Consider the following 21,017-nt stretch of genomic DNA (forward strand, 5'->3'; position numbering starts at 1 on the left):
CACGACAGGTGCCGGTGGCCATCGTCGGGATGGCGGTGCTGCTGCCGGGCGCCGCGGACCTGGACGCCTACTGGCGCAACCTGCGCGACGGCGTGGACGCGATCGGCGAGGCGCCGGAAGGGCGCTGGGACACCGAGTACTACCACCCGGGCACCGCCTCCGGCCCGGCCGTCGCGAACCAGGTCTACGCCCGCCGCGGCGGGTTCGTGGACGGGCTCGCGCGGGTGGAGGTCACCCGGTTCGGGATCATGCCGGGCTCGGTGGCCGGTACCGAGCCCGACCAGCTCATCGCCCTGCACGTGGCGTCGGCCGCCCTCGACGACGCGGGTGGTGCGGCTCGCCTCCCCGACCGGGGGCGGGTCGGCGTCGTCCTGGGCAGGGGCGGCTATCTCACGCCCGGCCTGGCCCGGCTCGACCAGCGGGTCCGCACGGCCGGCCAGCTGGTCCGCACACTGGCCGAGCTGCTCCCCGACCTGACGGGAGACCAACTCGGAAGGGTGCGCGCGGCGTTCACCGAGCGTCTCGGCCCCGACAGCCCCGAGTCCGCGATCGGCCTGGTGCCCAATCTCGCCGCCTCACGGGTCGCCAACCGGCTCGATCTGCGCGGGCCCGCGTACACGGTGGACGCCGCCTGCGCCTCCTCACTGGTCGCCGTGGACCAGGCGGTGGGCGAACTCGCCTCCGGGCGGTGCGACGTGATGCTCGCCGGCGGCGTCCACCACTGCCACGACATCACGCTGTGGAGCGTCTTCTCCCAGCTGCGCGCACTCTCGCCCAGCCAGCGCATCCGGCCCTTCCACCGGGACGCCGACGGCATCCTGATCGGTGAGGGGACGGGCGTCGTCGTCCTCAAGCGACTGGCCGACGCCGAGCGAGCCGGAGACCGGATCTACGCCGTGGTCCGGGGCACCGGCGTGGCGAGCGACGGACGGGCGGCCGGGCTCATGAACCCCGACCCCGGTGGTCAGGCGCAGGCGGTGCGGCAGGCGTGGCGGGCGGCCGGACTCGACCCCGCCGAACCGGCCTCGGTCGGCCTGCTGGAGGCGCACGGCACCGCGACCCCGGCAGGCGACGGCGCCGAACTGGCCACGATCGCCGAGGTGTTCGGCCCTGGAGACGGCGACGCCGTGCTGGGATCGGTCAAGTCGATGATCGGGCACGCCATGCCGGCCGCCGGGGTCGCGGGTCTGGTCAAGGCCGCGCTCGCCGTCCACCACCGCACGCTCCTTCCGACGCTGCACTGCGAGGACCCGCACCCCGCCCTGGCCCGCACCCGGTTCCGCACCCTGGAGAAGGCCGCCGACTGGGAGACCACCGCGCGCGGGCCCGTGCGCCGGGCCGCCGTCAACGCGTTCGGCTTCGGCGGGATCAACGCGCACGTGGTGCTGGAGGAGGCTCCGGGCGCCCGCGGGCCCCGAGCGAGCGCGCCGGTCCGCCCGGTCCTCGCGGTCGCCGAGCCCGAGCGTGTCCTGCTGCTCGCCGCCGACTCCCCGGCGCGCCTCGCCGCCCTGCTGGACGCCGACGACCGCACCGTACGGGCCGCCGGCCTCGACCCCGGCCGCCCGCACCCGGAGGCGGCCCCCGCCCGACTCGGCATCGTCGGCCCGACGGCCAAACGGCTCGCTCTGGCCCGCCGCGCCGTCGCCCGGCAGCGAGGCTGGCACGGACGCGGCGACGTCTGGTTCCGGCCGAGCCCCCTCCTGGGCGCCGGCCACCGCGGACCGGCGTTCCTGTTCCCCGGCCTGGAGGGCGAGTTCTCCCCGCAGGTCGACGACGTGGCCGCCCATTTCGGCCTGCGCGCCCCCACGGTGGACGGAAACCGGACCGGCGACGTGGGCCGGCACGGTCTCGGCGTGTTCGCCGTCGGCCGTCTCCTCGACGCGGCGCTGCGCCGCAGTGGGATCGTGCCGGACGCGGTCGCCGGACACAGCGTCGGCGAGTGGACGGCCATGGCCGCGTCCGGGCTGTACTCCGGGGACGAGGTCGACGCGTTCATGGCCGCCTTCGACCCCGACTCGGTGACGGTCCCCGGTCTCGCCTTCGGCGCGATCGGCGCATCCGCCGAGCACGTCCTGGCCGCCCTGCGCGACGAGGGCGGAAGCCGGGCGGGCCTGGTCCTCTCCCACGACAACGCACCCGGTCAGTCGATGGTGTGCGGTCCGCAGGCGGCGGTGGAGGACTTCGTACGGGCGCGTCGCGCCGAGGGCGTCCTCAGCCAGATTCTGCCGTTCCGCTCGGGATTCCACACGCCGATGCTGCGTCCCCATCTCGGACCGATCGAGGAGGCCGCCCGCCGGTTCCGGCTGCATCCGCCGCACACCCCGCTCTGGTCGGGCACGACCGCCGCGCCGTTCCCCGAGGACGAGCCGGGGATCCGGGCCCTCTTCGTCCGGCATCTGCTGGAACCCGTGCGGTTCCGGCAGCTGACCGAGGCTCTGCACGCGGCCGGTCACCGGGTGTTCGTCCAGGTCGGCCCCGGCCGGCTCGGCTCGCTCGTGAGCGACACCCTGGGCGGTCACGACCACCTGGCGGTCGCCGCCAACTCGCCCCACCGCACCGGCCTCGCCCAGTTGCGCCGGGTGGCCACCGCGCTGTGGACGGCGGGTTCGACGGTGACGCCCTCCCTGCAACCCGTCGAGGCGGCGACCGCATCTCGACGCCCGCCCGTACAACTGGACTTGAGCGGCGCCCTGGTGTCCCTCGCGCCCGAGCGCGTCACCGGGCTCCGGGCCGAGCTGCGGACGCCCGCGCACGCGCCGCTCCCGGCCCGTCCGTCGCCGCTGGACGCCCTCGTCGAGAGCTCCCCGATGGCCGCCGAACTGAGCGCTCTGCTGAGCGAGACCGCGGACACGGCCGCCGCCCTCATGTCCGCGAGGACGGCGCCTGCCGCGCCTGCCGCGCCTGCCGGGTCTCCCGGGCCGCGGCACACGACCGTCCGCGTCTCGCCCGACACCATGCCCTACCTCCTGGACCACTGCTTCTTCCCCCAGCGGCCCGGCTGGCCCGAAGTCGCCGACCGGTGGCCGGTCGTCCCGGCCACGACCATCGTGCAGCACATCGTGGACGCCGCGCAGGAGACGGCCCCCGGCGGGGTGCCGGTCGCCGTGCACGGCGCGCGGTTCGACGAGTGGCTCACCGCCACCCCGGCCGTCGACGTGCCCGTGACCGTGACGCCGAAGAAGCCGGGCCTTCTCGCCGTCTCCTTCGGCCCGCGGGCCCGCGCCACCGTGGAGCTCGCCGCCGCGTACCCCGCCCCGCCCCCCGCGCCATGGACCACCGATCCCGGAGCCGAGCACGCACCCGCCCACACCGCCGCCCAGCTCTACGCCGAGCGCTGGATGTTCCACGGCCCGGCGTTCCAGGGCGTCAGCGAACTCACCGCGATCGGCGACCGCCATGTGCGCGGGCGTCTCACCACCCCGGCCGCGCCCGGCGCGCTGCTGGACAGCGTCGGCCAGATCCTCGGCTACTGGATCATGGCGACCCGTGACGAGCGCAGCGTCGTGTTCCCGGTCGGGATGCGCGAGACGCGGTTCTACGGGCCGCACCCGGCGCCCGGCACGGAGGTGGAGTGCCTGGTGCGGATCACCTCGCTCACCGACGCCTTCCTGGAGGCCGACGTACAGCTGAGGACCGGGGACACCGTGTGGGCGGAGCTGTACGGCTGGCAGGACCGCCGCTTCGACAACGACCCGCGGACCCGGCCCGTCGAGCGCTTCCCGGATCGCAACACCCTGTCCGAGGCGCGGCCGGGCGGCTGGCGGCTGGTGCACGAGAGGTGGCCGGACCTGGCGTCCCGGGAGCTGATCATGCGCAACTGCCTGGGCGGCCCGGAGCGCGTGGAGTACGCACGGCACGCGCCGCGCGGCCGTCGGCAGTGGCTGCTGGGGCGCATCGCGGCCAAGGACGCGGTGCGGCAGTGGCTCTGGGACCGGGGCGAGGGCCCGATCTTCCCCGCGGAACTGCGGGTGCACAACGACGAGGCGGGCCGCCCGTACGTCACCGGCGTGCACGGGCGGGACCTGCCCGCGCTGGACGTCTCGCTGGCGCACTGCGCGGAGGCGGCCGTCGCGATCGTCCGGCCGCACCGGACCGGCCCCGGCCCCGGCATCGACATCGAGGAGGTCGCCGACCGCACCCCGCAGGCCCTCGCCGCCGTCCTCGACGGGGACGAGCTGCGGCTGCTCCACCGCCTGTCGGCCGAATCCGGCGAGAGCGAGGCCCTGTGGTTCACCCGTTTCTGGGCGGCCAAGGAGTCCGTCGCCAAGGCGGAGGGCACCGGACTCGGCGGCCGGCCGCGGGACTTCGCCGTGCGCGACGCGTCGCCGGCCGGCGACCGGCTGGCCGTCGCCGGCCGCCTGGAACACACCTACACCGTGCACTGCGTGCAGGCCACCAACCCGCCCCGGCTGCCGGAGCGCGCGTACACGGTGGCGTGGACGACGGGAACCCCGACCGCCAAGGAGTACGACGTCCGATGACAGCACCCACCCCCCGCACCCCCGTCACCGCCGACGAGGAGTCCGTCCTCGCCGACCTCACCGGCATGCTGGCGCGGCTCCTGGAGGACGAGTACGGCCTCGAGGACGCCGAGATCGGCATGGGGACGACCTTCAACCGCGACCTGGAGCTGGAGAGCATCGACCTCGTCACCCTGGCCGGGCTGCTCCAGGAGCGGTACGGAGACCGGGTCAACTTCGCGGAGTTCCTGGCCGGCATGGAGTTCGACGAGATCATCGAGCTGACCGTCGGGCGGCTGGTCGAGTACGTCGTGACCAGTCTGAAGGCCGGAGAGGCGAGCTGAGCCATGGCGATGGTCGACACCGGCGCCGTCCGGTTGCACGTCCAACGGATCGGTCCCCGGGCGGGCCGGCCCCCCACCGCCACCGTGGTGCTGGTGCACGGCCTGCTCACCGACAGCCTGGCCAGCTACTACTTCACCGTCGCACCGGCGTTCGCGGCCGCCGGTCTCGACGTCGTCATGTACGACCTGCGCGGCCACGGGCGCAGCGAACGCCCCGCCGAGGGCTACACGGTGGAGCACAACATCGACGACCTGGAGGCGCTGCTCGACCGGCTGGCGGTGACCGGTCCGGTGCATCTGGTCGGCAACTCCTTCGGCGGCACGATCGCGTTCGGCTTCGCGGCCCGGCGCCCCGAGCGGGCGGCGAGCGTCAGTCTCATCGAGTCCGAACCGGCCACCGCCGCCTGGGCGAAGAAGCTGGGCGGCATCCTGGACCGCGTCATGACCCAGCTCGCCCACAACGAGCCCGACGCGATCGCCTGGATCGGCGCCCACCGCGGGCACAACACCGCGCGCCTGGCCAAGGGCGCGGCCCGGCTGGCCCGTGAGACCACCCTGGGCCGGGACATCCCGGCCAGCGGGGTCCTGACGGCCGACCGGATCGCGGCGGTGCGCTGCCCGGTGCTCGGCCTGTACGGCGGCGACTCCGACCTCGCCGAGCTCGCGCCCTGGCTGGCGTCGGCGCTTCCGGACTGCCGGACCGTGGTGATCCCGGGGCACGAGCACTCGGTCCTGGTGGAGGCATCCGGGACGGTCGGCGGGCACGTCCTGGCACTCGTCGAGGAGACCGGCCGCCCCACCGGGCGGGTGGCGGCGGAGGTGGCCGGGTGAGCCGCTTCCTCTTCGTCGTCCCGCCGCTGGTCGGGCACATCAACCCCACCGTCGGCGTCGCCGCCGAACTCGTCGCCTCGGGACACGAGGTGGCGTGGGTGTGTCCCGACCCGCCGCTGGTCGGCCGGCTGGCGGGCCCCGGGGCCGGGCCCGTCATGGGGTGCGCCGGGGCGCCCCGGGGCGAGCGGCCGACCGGGCTGCGCGGCCCGGAGGCACTGAAGTTCCTGTGGGACCGGTATCTGCTGCCGCTGGCCGAGGCCATGGCCCCCGGCGTCCGGGCCGCCGTCGAGGCGTTCCGGCCGGACGTCGTCGTCGCCGACCAGCAGGCGTTCGCGGGCGGGCTGGTCGCGGAGCGGCTGGGCCTGCCGTGGGCGACGTCGGCGACCACGTCGGCCGAGTTCACCGACCCCCTCGCCGGGCTTCCCAAGGTCGGTCAGTGGGTGCGGCAGCGGCTGGCCGGGCTCCGGGAGGCCGTCGGGGATCCGGCGGGCACGGCCGACCCCCGCTTCTCACCGCATCTCGTCCTCGCCTTCAGCACGCCGGAGCTGGCGGGCGAGGCGCACGACGGGGTCTGCTGGGTCGGTCCCTCGGTCACGGCGCGTCCGCCGGCCGCCGGCTTCCCGTGGGAGTGGCTCGACCCCGGCCGCACCACCGTCCTGGTCACCCTGGGCACCGCGAACGCGGACGCCGGCGGCCGGTTCCTCGACGTGTGCCGGAGCGCGCTGCGGGAGCGGGCCGACCGGGTGCAGGCGGTGATCGCCGATCCCGGTGGCGTGCTCCCGGCGCGGGGCGACGACGAGGATGTGCTGGTCGTGCCGTCCGTGCCGCAACTCGCCCTTCTGGAACGCGGCGTCGGCGCGGTCGTCTGCCATGCCGGCCACAACAGTGTGTGCGAGGCGCTGTGGCACGGAGTCCCGCTCGTGGTGGCTCCCATCCGGGACGACCAGCCGGTGGTCGCCGGGCAGGTCGTGGACGCCGGGGCAGGGGTGCGGGTCCGGTTCGGGCGGGTCACCGTCCAGAAGCTGGTCTCGGCGGTCGACTCCGTCCTGGACGACCCCGCATACCGCCTCGGGGCCCGCCGGATCCGCACGGCGTTCCGTTCCGCGGGCGGCGCGCGTGCCGCCGCGCTCCGGCTCGGTGAACTGGACGCGACGTCCCAGAAGCCCGCGGGCACGAGGGGACGACGTTCGTGATCACCTGTGCCGGCGGAGCCGGGCGCCCTCGTGTCCCTCCCACGGACTCCGATCAGCCGATTCAACCCCACTGCGTACGGTGACCAGCCAGGGAGTTCAGATGAGCGAAGAAACCGACCCCGCTGTCCGGATCGCCCGGCTGCGGCTCGCCTACCAGGCGGACATCGCCGCCGGTCCGGAGTGCTTCTTCGAGCCGCGCCGCACAAGCTGCCCATGGTGTGGTTCACGGCAGCTGACCATCCGTCTGCGCACCACCGACCTGCTCCAGCACAAGCCGGGCCGTTTCGTTCTCGACCGGTGCGGGGACTGCGGTCACATCTTTCAGAACCCTCGGCTGAGTGCGCGGGGACTGGATTTCTACTACCGGGACTTCTACGACGGGCTCGGCGAGAAGAAGCTCGGTGACACCTTCGGGGGCCGTACGAAGATGTACCGGGGGCGGGCGGAGTCGATGCTGCCGTACGACTCCGCGCCGAAGAAGTGGCTGGACGTCGGGACCGGGCACGGTCACTTCTGCGCGGTCGCGCGGGACGTGCTGCCCCACACCGTGTTCGACGGACTCGACTTCACCGACGGCGTCGAACTGGCCGAGCGGGAGGGCCGGGTGGACCGCGGCCACCGGGGCAGCTTCCCCGACCTCGCACCCGAACTGCACGGCGACTACGACGTGGTGAGCATGTTTCACTACCTGGAGCACAGTACCGAGCCCGAACGCGAACTGCGCGCGGCCTGGGAGACGGTACGGCCCGGCGGGCATCTCCTCATCGAGGTGCCGGACCCCGAGAGCCGTTGTGCGAGGCTCCTGGGCCGCTGGTGGCTGCCCTGGCTCCAGCCGCAGCACCTGCACTTCGTCCCGGTGGCCAATCTGCGGGAGCGGCTCACGGAGATGGGCTTCACGGTGGTCGCCGAGCAGCACGCCGAGCCGCATGATCCGGTCGACCTGCTGGCCGCCGTATGGCTGTCCCTGAACCACGCGGCGCCGCGCGAGGACGCGCCGTGGCTGCCCGAGCCACCGAGCGGGCTGCGCCGCACGCTGCGCGGGGCGCTGCTGCTCGCCGGGGTTCCGGCGCTGGTGGCGGGCACCCTGCTCGACCGGTTCGCGGTGCGGCCGCTGTCCTCCCGGCTCCGGATCTCGAACGCGTACCGGATCGTGGCCCGGCGCGACTGACGGGCGGGGCGAGGCGCCGCCCCGCTCCCGGCCGCTCAGGCGCGCCGGGCTGCGATCCGTCGCCGGTACGCCCGCTGCCGGCACGGCGCCCCGCGGCGCCGGGAATCCGCACGCCCGGCCGCGACGGCCCTCCCGCACGCCTCGCACGGCAGGCCCGGGCCCCGGCCGCCGTCACGGGCACGCGTGACGGACGTCCGGCGGGCCCGGTCCGCCGAGGGGCGCGAGCAGGCGGTGGGGCTCGGCGGAGTCGCGGCCGGGCGGGTGTACACCGGTCCCGCGTCCGGTCAGCGCGGTTCTCGGATGCCGTCGATGATGCGGGTCCAGTTCTCGCTGCCGTGCCCGTTCTCGATCGCGCGCCGGTAGTGGGCCTGCACGGCCAGGGGGAGCGCGAGGTCGAGGCCGAGTGACGTGCTGGTCTCGACGATGTGGTCGGACGTCGCGCCCATCATGGTGACCGTGCTGAGGTCGCCGGGATGTTCTCCGGCATCGAGCGCGATGCCGGGGTTCTCTTCGCCGGCCCTCAGGATGTCGCCGATCGAGTCGGCGAGGGAGAGCAGCTCCGGCAGCGCTTCTTCGGCCTTCATTCCCGCGGTGCCCAGCATCGCGGTGGCGTGCATCAGTCCGGACAACGCGGTGAGGAACACCGTGAGCTGGGCTTGGTACATCATCTGGGCGAGGCCCGGGTCCTCGCCCAGATGCTTCGGCGTTCCCAGCAGTGCCAACGCCGCCGAATGGCGCTCCAGCACGCGGTCGTCGCCGCTGTAGTAGACATGGGCCGCCTCCGTGCCGACCATCGGCGCGGGAACCATGACGCCTCCGGTGAGGAAGGCGGCGTCGTGGCCCGCCGCCCAGGCCGCCGCCTCGCGTGAGCGGTCGGGGGTGTCGGAGCTGAGGTTGACCAGCGTCCGGCCGGCGAGCGATCCGGTGGCGCTGCCGAGGACGTCGTACATCGCCTGGTAGTCGGTGAGGCTGAGGATCACAAGGTCACTCGCTTCGACCGCTTCGCCGGGCGTCGCCGCGAGCGCCGCCCCGTCGGCGACGACGCCGTCGGCCCGACCGGCGGTGCGGTTCCAGACGGTGACCCGGTGGCCGGCGGTGAGGAGGGTGCGGGCCATCGCCTGGCCCATCGGGCCGAGCCCGATCACGGTGACGGCGCTGTCTCGCTTGGTGGTGCGGTTCTGTTGTTCGTTCACCCCTCCATGCTCAAAGAGCGTCACCACTCTCGGAAGTACCTACTATTTTCTGCGGTACTCACCTTTTCGTAAGGAGGATCAGCGATGGCCAAGGCGCCGAGACGCGGGCCTTACATCTGCGGCATCGACGCTGCGCTCGACGTGGTCAGCGGCAAGTGGAAGGGGCTGATCCTCTGGGAACTCGACACCCATCGCGTACGCCGCTTCGCCGAGCTCCGTCGCGGCCTGCCGGGAGTGAGCGAGAAGATGCTGACGCAGCACTTGCGCGAGATGGAGGAGGACGGTCTCGTGCACCGGGAGGTCTATGCCGAGGTGCCGCCGCGGGTGGAGTACTCCCTGACCGAGCACGGGCGCACGCTCAATCAGGCGCTCGGGCCGCTCGGCGCCTGGGGGGCCGAGCGGATGCGTCGCGAAGGATCCGAAGCGGTCGACGCAGCCGGGACCTCGCACGGGTGAGCATCCCGGCCACCGACCCCGTGAGCGCGTGCCGCTCCTGAGAGCTGAACGCGAACTCGCGGCCGGGTCCATGCCGACTGCCTGCGCGTCATGAACCCGGCCGACCGGCAAGCCGACCCCGCGGGCACCGCGTCCGTGCTCGCCTACGGCTCCCTCCACACCGCCCAGCAAGCCCTCCCGGAGTACCGGCGCAACGCCGCCCGCGCCCTCGCCTGCTGGGGCGACAGCCTCGCCGCGACCGCGCCGGAACTCGCCGGTCGCGTCCAGGGCGTGGCGTTCGATGCGGACACCGGCTGCCTGGATGTCGTCCCCGACGCCCCCGCGACCCCCACCGTGCTCCTGGCGGCTGCCTGCCGACGGCCGGCGAATGGGCCGAGCGCCTCGCCGCCCGAGCGGAGCCGGCACCGGCGCGCGCCCTGACAAGCAGGACCCGCTCCTCTGATCTACGAGGTTCCGGTATCGGGTTTCAGCTACCGGACATTGGGGAGATCAACATAAAATATGGGAGGTTGTCATGGTATTTAGTCAGTTCGATGCTCTGGCCCATATATATGAGGAGTTCTCTGGTCTGCCGTTCCGTCAGCACCTGGAGTTCCCGAGTGTCCGGTCCCTGGTCGGCCCGGCTGCGGAAGCGCGCGTGCTGGATCTCGGGTGCGGCAGTGGTGTCTACAGCCGTTGGCTGGCCGAGCGTCCGACGGCGTCGGTCACCGGGCTCGACGAGTCCGTCGGAATGATCGCCTATGCGGCCCGCCGCGAAGAGCGGGAGCGACGCGGGATCGACTACGTCGCGGGAGCGCTGCCCGAGGCGCTCAGGGGTACGTTCGATCTGGTCGTGGCGGTGTACGTGCTGCCGTACGCCACCGACTACGACGAGCTCGTCGCGCTGTGCCGCGTGGCCGGCGGCGCCCTGCGTCCCGGCGGGCGCTTCCTGACGCTGCCGCTGCACCCGGCCTTCCACCCCGACCCGGACTACTACGCGCCGTACGGCTTCCGCCTGTCGGAGAAAGGCCCCCGTGAGGACGGCGCCCCGGTCGCCCTCAATCTGCGCTTCAACGAGCACGACACACACGTCACCGCCCGCTACTGGAGTGCGCCGACCCTGGAGAGGGCCCTTGCCGAGGCCGGATTCACCGGCATCGCGTGGCCTGCGCACCAGCTGTCCGACGAGGTGGCGGACGACGTCGCTTTCTTCCAGCCGTACCTGGACGTGCCGCACGCCGCGATCATCGAGGCGGTCAAGGGTGTGCCCTCGTTGTGACGTCCGCCCGCCGGTGGCGACGAAGCAGGGCGCGGAGCCCCCGTAAGGGTGATCCGCCTGCCGAACCACCCCGAGGGGCAGGCGCGCTGCCGGTGGCCCCCTACTTTCCGGCCCACTTCCCGCTCGTGGCGATCGACTTCAGCTGCCGCATGGTCAGCGCCGGTGTCGGCCGTGTGGCCTTCGCGTTCTGAGACCCGGAGTTGAACGCGGACACCACGACCCGGAGACCGTCCGGACGGAGGGTGTCGGCGGTCCACATCACCACGCCCGCGCCGCCCTTCTCGCCCGGGCCCTGACGCGTGACGACCTTCGTCCCGTCCGGCAGCACCTCCGCCCCGGCCCCGAACAGCTCCCCCTCCACGTCCGACATGTTCGGCTGCACGTTGATCTGCACCAGGCTCGCGCCCTTGCCGTCGTTCACGACGACGTACGCATACCCGTCGCCACCGCTCTCGGAGACCACCTTCGCGGACACGGGCAGCAGCGACTTGAGCCTCCTCAGGATCGTCCGGCCGTCCCGCCCCTGCGCCGACGGCTGCCGTGCCGGTTGCGGGGCCGCCTTTTCCAGGGCGTTCATCACGGGCCGCCACTCGTCGGAGATGACGAGTTCCTTCAACTGCCCAACAGTGAGCGGGGGCTCGGCCCTTGAAACGGCGGCGCCCTTCTCCGCGGGCGCGTTCCACTCGCTGGCGTCGACCGTGTATCCGTCGGGCGTCACGAGATAGGCGTGCCACCACTTGGTGTCCACGCGCTTGTCAGGGTATTCGTACCCGCGCAACACCATCAGGCTCGAACCGTCGGCAAGCGTCTCATTCGCGCAGGAGTCGTGGGGCACGAAGATCTTGTCGGGGCATTCGAGCTGCTGTTCCGCCTCCGTGCCGTCCGGGTCGATGGCGCCGACGCTCACGCCGATCGCGGCTTTGCCCTCGCCGTCGTCGAAGACGAGGTGCGCCGACGGACCGAGCCGGTCGGCCGTACCGCGTCCTGCCTGCCCGCTGACCTGCCCCTCCGGCAGCAGCCCCTCCAGCGTCTCGATCACCTGCTGCGCCGAGAGCTGCGGCCCCTTGCCGGGCGACGACTTCGTCGAAGGGACGATCTCCTGCGCCGTCGGCTGCGCGGCCACGCCCGCCCCGCCGTGCCGAGAGCCGCCGCCGAACGCCCCCGTGGTGTACGACGCCCCGAACCCCACGACGGCGAGTGCCGCGACGCTGCCGGTCACAGCCGCGACCCGCCTGCGCCGCAACGCCCGCCGGCCGCGCACGACGCCGCTGTCCACCAGTGGGCGCCCCTCCACGGTGAAGGTCTCCCCGGTGCGGCGTAGCGCGTCACCGAGCCCGCCTTCGAAGGCGTCCAGGTCCTCCTGCGTTCCAGACATGTCAAACCACCACCGTTTCTCGTAATAGTCAGTCGGGCTGATCAGTGCGCGGCGAACTCTCCGATGCTGTCGCCCAGTTGCACCCTCAGCCGGGCGAGCGCGCGGGTGCTGCGGGTGCGTACGGCTGCCGAGCTGACATTGAGGATGTCCGCGGTCTCCGTGACGGACCGGTCCTCCCAGTACCGCAGCACGACCACCGCCCGGTCCTTCGCCGGCAGCTGCCGCAGCGCGTCCAGGAGCGTGAGCCGCAGCGAGGCATCACCCTGCGCGGCCGTCTCCGAGACCTCGGGAATCCCGTCGCTCGGCCGCTCTCCCGCCGAGCGCCGCCGATGGTGCGCCAGAAAGACCCGTACAAGCACGGTCTGCGCGTACGCCGCCGGGTTGCCGAGCTTCGACGACCTACCCCACACCACATACATCCGCCCCAGCGTCTCCTGCACCAGATCCTCGGCGAGATAGGTGTCGCCGCTGGTCAACAGGCACGCCGAACGGAAGAGATGCCCCATGCGGGCCGCCGCGAACTCCCGGAAGGCGCTCTCCTGGGACCGTCTCATCCGCTGCCCACTCCCTTGCCTCGTCGCCTACACCATGTAGATGCGGTGAAGGCGGCGGGATGTTTCACCCGAGTCGCCGTGCTCGGCCCAGGTGCTGCGCGAACCGGGGTGGCCGCCTGAGCGTCACCGTCCCCGGCGTGGGGCGGATCGGTCTGTCGGCCGGCTCCTCGGACCGGCCGCACAAGTGTCGCCGACACGCTGAGTACGGAGATGCGGGGAGCGGCCGGCGACGCGAAGGCGGCCGGCGGCAACGCCTGGTTCTCCAACCCGAAGGCCGACCTCGCGGGCAGGGCGGTGCGCGGGGGTCCGGAGTCGGTGCACGGCATCGTCAAGGCGCTCGTCGACTCCGACGAGCCGGCGCCGAACAGACCGATCCTCGGGGATGAGTACGGCCTGACCGCCCAGTCGTTCCACGTTTCGCGCGGGCGAGCGGGGCCGGGGAGGGAACGCCGTGGACGGGCGACCGGAGGCTGCCGGCCTTCCAGGGCCGGGGTCCGTGCGGTGTCAGCGCGTGCGGCGGTGCAGCGCCGTCGTGGTGAGTGCGAGGGCCAGGCCGGTCGCGCCCAGGGCCGCCGCTGTCCACAGCGACGACGTGTAGCCCCGGCCCGCCGAGAGCGCCGCGCCCGCCAGCAGCGGGCCGCCCGCGTTGCCGATGTTGAACGCCAAGACATTGGCCGCCGACGCGAGGTTGTCGGCGCCCCGGGCCGCCTCCAGGACCCGCGTCTGAGAGGGCGGGATCACTGCGGCCCCCACGAGGCCGAAGAGCAGGAAGCCGACGATCGCGGCGGGCTTGCTCTGCACGGCGAGGATCAGAAACGCGGAGACGACCGTGATCCCGGCGAGCGCCCCGTACAGCGTGGGCAGCAGCGCCCGGTCCGCGAGCCGCCCGGCCAGCGGGGTGCCCACGACCATTCCGATGCCGATCAGGACCAGCATGAGCGGGACCGTACGGGCGTCGAAACCGGTGACCTCGGTGAGCAGGGGGGTGATGTACGTGAGGACGGTGAGATAGGGCGCCCAGCCGAAGGCGGTCGCCGCCAGGGCGAGCCAGACCCGGCCGCGCCGGAAGACCGCCTGCTCCTGGCGGAAGCCGATGCCTCGTTCTCGGGGCATCGGCGGGACCAGCGCCGCGATCGCGGCCAGCAGCACTGCGCCGATGGCGGTCACCCCCCAGAACGCGGCCCGCCAGCCGAGCGCCTGCCCCAGCGCGGTGCCGCCGGGAACGCCGAGCACATTGGCGAGGCCCAGCCCCATGAAGACCGTGGCGATGGCACTCGCCTTGCGCTCCGGCGCGACGAGGCCCGCCGCCACGACCGCGGCCGTCCCCACATAGGCGCCTCCGGCGAAGGCCGACAACACCCGCCCGACGAGCAGTACTCCATATCCGGGGGCCAGCGCGCTGAGCAGACCGGCCGCCGTGAAGAGGCCGACCAGCCAGAGAAGCAGGTGCTTGCGGGGGAGTCTCGCGCCGAGGACCGTGAGCAGGGGCGCGCCCACCACCATGCCCACGGCGTAGCCCGAAACGAGCAGGCCCGCCGTGGGCAGCGAGACGCCGAAGTCCGTGGCCACCTCGGGGAGCAGACCGGCGATGACCACCTCCGTGGTGCCGACGGCGAAAGCTCCGAGTGCGAGGGCCGACAGGGAGGCGGTGCCCGCCGTTCGAGGACGGGTGCCGGGCGCTCGCGTACGGAGCGGGGTTGCTGCGAGATCGTTTGTCACGCCATTCAGGCTCGCGCCGCTTCCTGCCGGGAACAGCGCCTGTCTGCGCAACGACCGGTAAACCCGGCTTACCGATTGGGTGCGGGTGCGGGTGCGGGTGCGGGTGCGGGTGCGAGGGCCGGAGCTGGAGCCGGGGTCGGGGTCGGGGTGTTCGGCACGTGGGGCTCCTGGTCGGCGGTCTCCAGGCCGTCGGCCTTCCGCCCCTCGGTCTCCGGTCCGGCGGCCTTCGACCTGTCGGCCTTGGGCCCGGCGGTCCCCAGTGCTGCGGCGGTCTCGACGAAGGCCCGCACCCGCGCCGTCTCGCCCGCCGTACGCCACACCAGCCCGTACTCCACCGGCTCCGCATCGCTGAACGGCACGTACACCACACCTCTCGGTGTGTAGTGCGCCGCGACATCGGCGCCGACGGGGGAGATCCCCTGCCCGGCGCCGACCATGGCGAGGGTCTCCTGCATGGTCGCCGCCGACCTGCCCCGCCGCACCGGCTGCCCGCTCGGGGTGTACGCCGGCGCCAGGTGCTCCTGCCAGTAGTCCGGCACATCGCCGGAGCACGCGAACACCCGGTCCCGTGCCAGGTCCTCCAGGGACACCGACTGCCGCTTGGCGAGCGCGTGATTGGCCGGGACCGCGAGCATCCGGGGCACCCGGAGCACGACCGGACGACGGCGATCCGGCGCCCACCGCCGCGCGCTCGCCGCGCACCAGGAGGCCGCGGTGCCGTCCCGGGGGGCCCCGCCATCGCGGAGGCGGTGGAACGGCAGACCGCCGCGATGCTGCTGCGCCACACGCTCCGCGCCTTCCACCGCACGGGCCTTCGCTCCCGCACCCTATGGACCCACTCGGACACCGGCGCGCTCGACCTCTGCCTACGGTCCGGCAGGACGGTCCGGCACGAAGCTGGTCTCCCAGCGGCTCCAGCACTCGAACTCGAAGTCCTCCACGGCCCCAGAACGGTGCCCCGGGAGGACCGGGCGGGACTCGATTTCCGAAGGCGCCCCACGAAACCGTCGTCCCGGACGATGCGCAGGCCCCGACCGAGCAGGCCCCGATCGAGCACGCCTCCGCCCAGCGCCGCCGACAGGCTTCGGCGACCGGCCCGCCGCGCTTCGGTGCGTTCGCACCGAGCGCACCGCCCGGGCCGGTTCTCCCGACCGTCCCCGACGCGCGGGTGAGGCGGCGTAACTGATCGACTTCCCAGCGGCACGTACGCGCGGTCGCGGTCACGGCCGCCGCCGACGCGGCCCGCCGGACTCTCCCCGGCGAGGACCGCGGCGGCAGCGGCCGGCCGGACTGTGCGAGGCGTGTTGCCACCGGCTGGACGACGACTTCCGCCCGGACTCACCTCGGACACACGACGACAGACAGCCTTTCCCGACGGGCTGGACTGGTACGACTACCACCGATCCCGCACCGGCAGCGACGGCCACCCCCTCGATGCCGGCTACTTCACGAGAACGACGGAGTTGTACGGCGTGTAGTCGATCGCTGCGTACTCACCCGTGTTGCGGTACACAGCCGAGCAGTTCGTGCCGTTGTACCCCCGGCATTCCTGGAAGCCGGCACCGCCGGTCTGGTTGTTGACGACCACACGCTGTCCGGTGACGTTCGACAGGTTGTGGTAGCCGTAGCTGTAGAAGATGTTCTGGTTCAGGATGCTGCCGTTCGTCTCGCGGATGCAGAATGCTCCGCTCGGGCAGGGCGTCGCCGCCGTGGCGCTGGGTGCTACGGCAAGCCCCGTTCCTACGGCGAGTGACAGAGCTGTAGCGGCTACCGCGATCTTGCGCATACTTTCGTTCCCCTCGTCTTGGACGGTTCCGGTATCCGGTATGGAGCACTCCCAGGGTCCTGTGACGCGGTCTTCAGTACCAGCACCACTTGCGCCATCCTGGTCGTCCTGTGACACGGGCCTTGGCACTCACCAGACTGCGGGAAGCCGCTCGGCGACCAGGCTCCCGCGTTCTTCTCGGCTGGGGCCGCTGCCCTGGGCAGCGCCCTGTGGGCGGCGGGGGAGGACGTCGTCGATGCGGGCGGTGTCGGAGACCCAGGCCGCGGCGGCCGGCGCCATGAAGCCGAGGACGGTCCGGATGTCATCCCGGCGGGCTTCGAGCGGCAGGTGCCGGATGCTCTCGTGGTGGGCGATGCGGTGCGGTGCATCGCGGTTCGACTGCTGCCGAACAGTCAGGGCCACCCGCGTTCCGCTCGGGCCGAGTTGTCCCGGGGCGTTGGTCCGCGTGGCCGGGTTCGGAGCGAGCAGCCGGGGCACGGCCGGCCCGTCGTCGGCCGCAGCGCCGCCGGCGCGCTGCTGGTGCCGCGGGCAGGTGGCGGCAGGGGCCTGCTCGGCATGCCGCGCCTCCCGACCGGCGGGTGACTTTCGTCAGGGGTGCCTCTCATCCCCAGGAACGACCGCGCAGGTGACGGCTACGCACCAGGACTGCCCCCAGGACGGTCACCCGGATTGACGTCCGGGCCGGTTTGCGCGGCGACGATGGAAGGGTCCGCGTGACACGGCCCATTGAGCCCCCGTCGAAATCCGGCCTCGTGCTCCTCCGGCCTCGTGTCCCTCCGGCGGCCCGCACATCCCGACAGGAGCCCCTCCCCGTGACCCCCACCCACTTCGGCGTCCCCGCTGTGAGCTACGCCACGGCAGTGGTGGGCCGCGCCACGGAACTCGTCAAGGTCTACGGGGAGGGGGACACTCAAGTCGTCGCGCTCGGCGCTGTGTCCGTCGGATTCCACCAGGTCCGGTTCACCGCGATCGCGGGCCCCTCCGGGTCCGGCAAGCCGACGCCGACGCACTGCGTGGCCGGGCGGGACACGATATCCGGGGGGCTCCGCCCGCATCGGCGACATCAAGCTGACCGGTCCGAAGGACAAGAAGCTCACCGGTCGCCCGCGCGCCGGCCTCCCGGTCCGAGATCACCTTCGCGGACGAGCCCCCGGCAATCTCGGCTTCCGCTCCGGCGCCGAGGTGCTCGGCTTCCTCCGCGACTCCGTACCCGAACCGGGCCAGACCGTCGTGATGGTCACCCATGCGCCCGTCGCCGCCTCCTGCGCGGACGTGTCGTCTTCCTCACGGACGGCCGGATCGTCGATGACATGCCCGAGCCGAGCGCCGACCAGGCGCCGGCGCGGATGAAGCGCTTCGACGCCGAGGGACGCACCAGCTGACACCCCCGGCAGCCGACCGTACTTCGCCCCTCTTCTCCAGGACTGATTCACCCATGTTCCGTACCGCCTCGCGCAATGTACTCGCGCACAAGTCCCGGCTGCTGATGACCGTCCTCGCCGTGATGCTCGGCGTTGCCTTCGTCTCCGGCACCCTGGTCTTCACCTCGACCATCTCCGAAGCCCTCCGCGACAGCGCCCTCAAGGGCTATGCCGGCGTCGACGTCGCCATCCAGCCGGACAGCTCCCGGACCGGCCCCGAAGCCCGGCCCTCCCTCGACCGGAAGCTGCTCGACAAGGCCGCCCAGGTGCCTGGCGCCGAATCGGCCTCCGGCACGGTCACCGGGTTCACCGCCATCGCCGACAAGAACGGCAAGCTGATCGGCCACGGGTTTTCCACGCGCGGCGGCAACTACTACCCCGGCGCCGACGGCAAGGACCCCCGCTACCCGATGCGCGACGGCAGTGCCCCGCACGGCACCGGCCAGATCGCCCTGGATTCACGGACCGCCGACAAGGCCGGCTACAAAGTCGGCGACACCGTCCGCGTCTCCGTCGACGGACCGGTCCGCAAGACCACGCTGACCGGCATCTTCACCACCGACGACGGCGCGGTCACCGCCGGCGGCAGCCTCGCGCTGTTCGACGACGCCACCGCCCAGAGGCTGTTCACCGGCCCCGGCCGTTACAGCGAGATCCACGTCAAGGCCGCTCCGGGCACCTCGCAGGCCGCGCTGCTCTCTGAGATCGAGAGGGTCCTGCCCGCCAAGGGCGCCGACGCCGCCACCGGCAAGAAGCTCGCCGAGGACGACGCCGAGCAGACCGAGAAGAGCATGGACAGCGTGAAGACGGGCCTCCTGGGCTTCGCCGGCATCGCGCTGTTCGTCGGCGTCTTCCTCATCGCCAACACCTTCACCATGCTGGTTGCCCAGCGCACCAAGGAACTGGCGCTGATGCGCGCGGTCGGCGCGAGCCGCCGCCAGGTCACCCGCTCCGTGCTCATCGAGGCCGTGGTCGTCGGCGCGGTCGCCGCCGTCACGGGTCTGGCCATCGGCGTCGGCATCGGCGCCGGGATGCGCGCCCTGATGAGCAGCACCGGCGCGATCGTTCCCGACGGCCCGCTGGTCGTCTCCGTCTCCACCGTCCTCACCGCGCTGCTGGTCGGCGTCGGTGTGACCGTCCTCGCCGCCTGGCTGCCCGGCCGCCGCGCCGCGAAGGTCCCGCCGGTCGCTGCGATGAACAGCGTGCACGCTACCGCCACCACCGAGTCGCTGGTCGTTCGCAACACCGTCGGCGCGCTCCTCGCGGGCGTCGGCGTCGCCGCCGTGCTGGTCGCCACCGGCATGAAGGACGGCAAGGCCGTGATGGGCCTGGGTGCCGCGCTGCTGCTGATCGGTGTGTTCGTCCTGACGCCGCTGCTGTCCCGTCCGCTGATCGCCCTCGCCGGGCCCGCGCTCCGCGCGTTCGGCGTCGCGGGCGCCATCGCCCGGCGGAACGCGGTACGCAACCCCCGCCGTACGGCGGCCACCGCCTCCGCCCTGATGGTGGGCCTGACCCTCATCACGGGTCTGACGGTGATCGGGAACAGCGTCCAGAAGGGCGTCGACAAGATGGCGAGGGATTCCCTCAAGGCCGACTATGTGGTGTCCATGGTCGGCATGACGCCGCTCTCGCCCGAGGTGGAGAAGAAGCTCTCCTCCCTCGACGAGGTCACCTCCTCCAGCGCGCTGCGCAGCTCCGCCGCCCGCATCGGCGGCCAGACCACGTCCCTGACCGGCGTCAACGGCGTGGCCTTCGGTGAGCTGACCCGTCTCGACTTCTCCTCCGGCTCCCTGGAGGGCCTGGCCGGCGGGAAGGCGGTCATCGACGACGGCACGGCCGAGGAGAAGGGCTGGAAGGTCGGCTCCCGTCTCCTCGTGACGTTCGAGGACGGCGAGAAGGAGACCCTGACCGTCTCGGGTGTCTACGAGGGCAACGAGATGATCCGGCAGATTCTCGTCGACAACAGCGTCCTCGGCACGCACCAGAAGCACGTCAGCGACCTTCAGGTGATGGTCAGGACGAAGGGCGGCGCCACCGAGGCCGCCAAGGAGAAGCTGATCGACGCGCTGGGCAAGAACCCCGCGATCTCCGTCCAGGACCGGGACGACGTCTCCGAGGGCATCTCCCAGTCGGTCAACCTGCTCCTGAACATGCTCTACGCGCTGCTGGCCATGGCCGTGATCGTCGCCGTCCTCGGTGTCGTCAACACGCTGGCGATGTCGGTCTTCGAGCGCTCCCAGGAGATCGGCATGCTGCGCGCCATCGGCCTGGACCGCTCCGGCGTCAAGCGCATGGTGCGCCTGGAGTCGCTGGTGATCTCCCTGTTCGGCGGGGTGCTCGGCATCGGGCTCGGTGTGTTCTTCGGCTGGGCCGCCGGTGAGCTGATCAGCGCCTCGCTCACGACGTACGAGCTGGTCGTGCCATGGGGCCGGATGGGCATCTTCTTCGCCCTGGCCGCCGTGGTCGGCACGCTGGCCGCGGTCTGGCCGGCCCGCCGCGCGGCGCAGCTGAACATGCTGGCTGCCATCAAGGCCGAGTGACCGCGCCGCCCGCACACCGGGAAGGGGCCCCGGGGCCACGCGTGCGGCGGTCTCCGGAGGTCGTCGCAACACGTGGTCGTGTTGATCAGGTCGTGAGCAGTCCATGCAGACGTTCGGCTGAGGTTTCCCGGCCGAGCGTTCTGCGGGGACGGCGGTTGAAGCTGGCCCGCGCGGGCGTCCGGGACGCACCTTGCCACCGCCGTCGTCAGGAGAGGTTGCCGTCATGCCCCGTACGGTCGTGGTCACCGGTGCGAGCGCCGGCGTGGGACGAGCCGTCGCCCGCGAGTTCGCGCGCCGGGGCGACCGGGTCGGGCTCGTCGCGCGAGGTCCCACGGGGTTGCGGGCCGCCGCGGACGAAGTGGGGAGATGGGCGCCGAGGCGGCCGTGGCCCCTGCGTCCCGGCACGCTCTGCCCGCCTCGTCGGCGCACGCGCTCGCCGCCGCGGGGGCGGCCCTGCGCGTACGTGGGAACAGGCGGCGGGCCGGGACCACCCCGTAGCGGCCCGTTCGAGGCGGCCGTGGTGGGGGCGTGCGCGGACAGCGCCCGCTGCTGGGGCAGCACAGCGCTCTGGTCGGCGGCGTGCACGAGGGGCCCGTCGCCGCTCGCGGAAGGGGCGCGGCCGCCGAACGGGTGAGAACCCCGGCCCGGGGGCGTCGCCCGCGTCCGATCGCCGTGCCGGACCGTACGGCGGGCGGCCCGTTGCCGCGTCCGGCGCCGTC

General features: G+C 72.8%; 17 protein-coding genes and 1 pseudogene. 11 read left to right on the top strand and 7 right to left on the bottom strand.

Annotated features, from left to right (window positions below; genetic code table 11):
- The first annotated feature begins 29 nt into the window (after positions 1-29).
- The 5 genes from WA762_RS30040 (at position 30) to WA762_RS30060 (ending at position 7,996) form a co-directional block, all read left to right on the top strand.
- The gene (locus WA762_RS30040; protein ID WP_443080718.1) at positions 30-4,481 is read left to right on the top strand and encodes a beta-ketoacyl synthase N-terminal-like domain-containing protein; all 4,452 of its coding nucleotides are present in this window, start codon (positions 30-32) and stop codon (positions 4,479-4,481) included.
- On the top strand, positions 4,478-4,804 hold the full coding sequence (locus WA762_RS30045; RefSeq protein ID WP_335939849.1) for an acyl carrier protein: 327 nt from the start codon (positions 4,478-4,480) through the stop codon (positions 4,802-4,804). Before WA762_RS30040 ends, WA762_RS30045 begins: the two co-directional genes overlap by 4 nt.
- Positions 4,805-4,807: 3 nt before the next feature.
- On the top strand, positions 4,808-5,635 hold the full coding sequence (locus WA762_RS30050; protein WP_335939851.1) for an alpha/beta fold hydrolase: 828 nt from the start codon (positions 4,808-4,810) through the stop codon (positions 5,633-5,635).
- Positions 5,632-6,828, top strand: coding sequence for a glycosyltransferase (locus WA762_RS30055; protein WP_335939853.1), 1,197 nt, complete (start codon positions 5,632-5,634; stop codon positions 6,826-6,828). Before WA762_RS30050 ends, WA762_RS30055 begins: the two co-directional genes overlap by 4 nt.
- Before the next feature lie 100 nt (positions 6,829-6,928).
- Positions 6,929-7,996 (top strand): class I SAM-dependent methyltransferase, encoded by a 1,068-nt coding sequence (locus WA762_RS30060; RefSeq protein WP_335939855.1) that lies wholly within the window; start codon positions 6,929-6,931, stop codon positions 7,994-7,996.
- A 284-nt stretch (positions 7,997-8,280) separates the two neighbouring features.
- Here WA762_RS30060 and WA762_RS30065 read toward each other — a convergent pair whose 3' ends face one another.
- A complete protein-coding gene (locus WA762_RS30065) occupies positions 8,281-9,189 on the bottom strand; it encodes an NAD(P)-dependent oxidoreductase (protein ID WP_335939856.1) in 909 nt (302 codons plus the stop codon).
- Between the two features lie 84 nt (positions 9,190-9,273).
- Between WA762_RS30065 and WA762_RS30070 the strand changes: the two genes are divergently transcribed.
- The 3 genes from WA762_RS30070 (at position 9,274) to WA762_RS30080 (ending at position 10,903) form a co-directional block, all read left to right on the top strand.
- Positions 9,274-9,645 carry a winged helix-turn-helix transcriptional regulator gene (locus WA762_RS30070; RefSeq protein WP_335939858.1) on the top strand — a complete coding sequence of 124 codons (372 nt, stop codon included), beginning with the start codon at positions 9,274-9,276 and terminating at the stop codon, positions 9,643-9,645.
- 90 nt (positions 9,646-9,735) lie between these two features.
- The gene (locus WA762_RS30075; RefSeq protein WP_335939859.1) at positions 9,736-10,065 is read left to right on the top strand and encodes a hypothetical protein; all 330 of its coding nucleotides are present in this window, start codon (positions 9,736-9,738) and stop codon (positions 10,063-10,065) included.
- Positions 10,066-10,159: 94 nt separating this feature from the next.
- Positions 10,160-10,903: a class I SAM-dependent methyltransferase gene (locus WA762_RS30080; protein WP_335939860.1), complete on the top strand. Its 744-nt coding sequence runs from the start codon at positions 10,160-10,162 to the stop codon at positions 10,901-10,903.
- A 100-nt stretch (positions 10,904-11,003) separates the two neighbouring features.
- Here the strand turns inward: WA762_RS30080 and WA762_RS30085 are convergent, their stop codons facing one another.
- The 6 genes from WA762_RS30085 to WA762_RS30110 all read right to left on the bottom strand — a co-directional run bounded on the left by WA762_RS30085 (position 11,004) and on the right by WA762_RS30110 (position 16,739).
- Positions 11,004-12,278 (bottom strand): hypothetical protein, encoded by a 1,275-nt coding sequence (locus tag WA762_RS30085; protein WP_335939862.1) that lies wholly within the window; start codon positions 12,276-12,278, stop codon positions 11,004-11,006.
- A gap of 41 nt (positions 12,279-12,319) precedes the next feature.
- Positions 12,320-12,832, bottom strand: coding sequence for a SigE family RNA polymerase sigma factor (locus tag WA762_RS30090; RefSeq protein WP_335939864.1), 513 nt, complete (start codon positions 12,830-12,832; stop codon positions 12,320-12,322).
- 504 nt (positions 12,833-13,336) lie between these two features.
- Positions 13,337-14,551 (bottom strand): MFS transporter, encoded by a 1,215-nt coding sequence (locus tag WA762_RS30095; protein WP_335939865.1) that lies wholly within the window; start codon positions 14,549-14,551, stop codon positions 13,337-13,339.
- 68 nt (positions 14,552-14,619) lie between these two features.
- On the bottom strand, positions 14,620-15,336 hold the full coding sequence (locus tag WA762_RS30100) for a LysR substrate-binding domain-containing protein (RefSeq protein ID WP_335939866.1): 717 nt from the start codon (positions 15,334-15,336) through the stop codon (positions 14,620-14,622).
- A gap of 656 nt (positions 15,337-15,992) precedes the next feature.
- The gene (locus WA762_RS30105) at positions 15,993-16,337 is read right to left on the bottom strand and encodes a hypothetical protein (protein WP_335939868.1); all 345 of its coding nucleotides are present in this window, start codon (positions 16,335-16,337) and stop codon (positions 15,993-15,995) included.
- Between the two features lie 129 nt (positions 16,338-16,466).
- On the bottom strand, positions 16,467-16,739 hold the full coding sequence (locus tag WA762_RS30110; RefSeq protein ID WP_335939870.1) for a hypothetical protein: 273 nt from the start codon (positions 16,737-16,739) through the stop codon (positions 16,467-16,469).
- A 410-nt stretch (positions 16,740-17,149) separates the two neighbouring features.
- Between WA762_RS30110 and WA762_RS30115 the strand changes: the two are divergent.
- From WA762_RS30115 to WA762_RS30125, 3 genes and pseudogenes are all read left to right on the top strand, one after another.
- Positions 17,150-17,719: pseudogene (locus WA762_RS30115) on the top strand (hypothetical protein).
- Between the two features lie 53 nt (positions 17,720-17,772).
- Positions 17,773-20,298, top strand: coding sequence for an ABC transporter permease (locus WA762_RS30120; protein WP_335939872.1), 2,526 nt, complete (start codon positions 17,773-17,775; stop codon positions 20,296-20,298).
- A gap of 223 nt (positions 20,299-20,521) precedes the next feature.
- Entirely contained in the window at positions 20,522-20,932 is a 411-nt protein-coding gene (locus WA762_RS30125) for an SDR family NAD(P)-dependent oxidoreductase (RefSeq protein WP_335939874.1), read from the top strand.
- The last annotated feature ends 85 nt before the right edge of the window (positions 20,933-21,017 follow it).

It is taken from the genome of Streptomyces tyrfis, from assembly GCF_037034285.1.
In the GTDB taxonomy this organism is placed as follows: Bacteria; Actinomycetota; Actinomycetes; order Streptomycetales; family Streptomycetaceae; genus Streptomyces.

What these genes read in the sequence shown, in the direction of transcription:
- WA762_RS30075 (WP_335939859.1), top strand. Translation starts at nt 9,736, where the DNA reads ATGAACCCGGCCGACCGGCAAGCCGACCCCGCGGGCACCGCGTCCGTG.
- WA762_RS30045 (WP_335939849.1), top strand. Translation starts at nt 4,478, where the DNA reads ATGACAGCACCCACCCCCCGCACCCCCGTCACCGCCGACGAGGAGTCC.
- WA762_RS30090 (WP_335939864.1), bottom strand. Translation starts at nt 12,832, where the DNA reads ATGAGACGGTCCCAGGAGAGCGCCTTCCGGGAGTTCGCGGCGGCCCGC.
- WA762_RS30080 (WP_335939860.1), top strand. Translation starts at nt 10,160, where the DNA reads ATGGTATTTAGTCAGTTCGATGCTCTGGCCCATATATATGAGGAGTTC.
- WA762_RS30070 (WP_335939858.1), top strand. Translation starts at nt 9,274, where the DNA reads ATGGCCAAGGCGCCGAGACGCGGGCCTTACATCTGCGGCATCGACGCT.
- WA762_RS30060 (WP_335939855.1), top strand. Translation starts at nt 6,929, where the DNA reads ATGAGCGAAGAAACCGACCCCGCTGTCCGGATCGCCCGGCTGCGGCTC.
- WA762_RS30105 (WP_335939868.1), bottom strand. Translation starts at nt 16,337, where the DNA reads ATGCGCAAGATCGCGGTAGCCGCTACAGCTCTGTCACTCGCCGTAGGA.
- WA762_RS30120 (WP_335939872.1), top strand. Translation starts at nt 17,773, where the DNA reads ATGTTCCGTACCGCCTCGCGCAATGTACTCGCGCACAAGTCCCGGCTG.
- WA762_RS30040 (WP_443080718.1), top strand. Translation starts at nt 30, where the DNA reads ATGGCGGTGCTGCTGCCGGGCGCCGCGGACCTGGACGCCTACTGGCGC.
- WA762_RS30125 (WP_335939874.1), top strand. Translation starts at nt 20,522, where the DNA reads ATGCCCCGTACGGTCGTGGTCACCGGTGCGAGCGCCGGCGTGGGACGA.
- WA762_RS30085 (WP_335939862.1), bottom strand. Translation starts at nt 12,278, where the DNA reads ATGTCTGGAACGCAGGAGGACCTGGACGCCTTCGAAGGCGGGCTCGGT.
- WA762_RS30050 (WP_335939851.1), top strand. Translation starts at nt 4,808, where the DNA reads ATGGCGATGGTCGACACCGGCGCCGTCCGGTTGCACGTCCAACGGATC.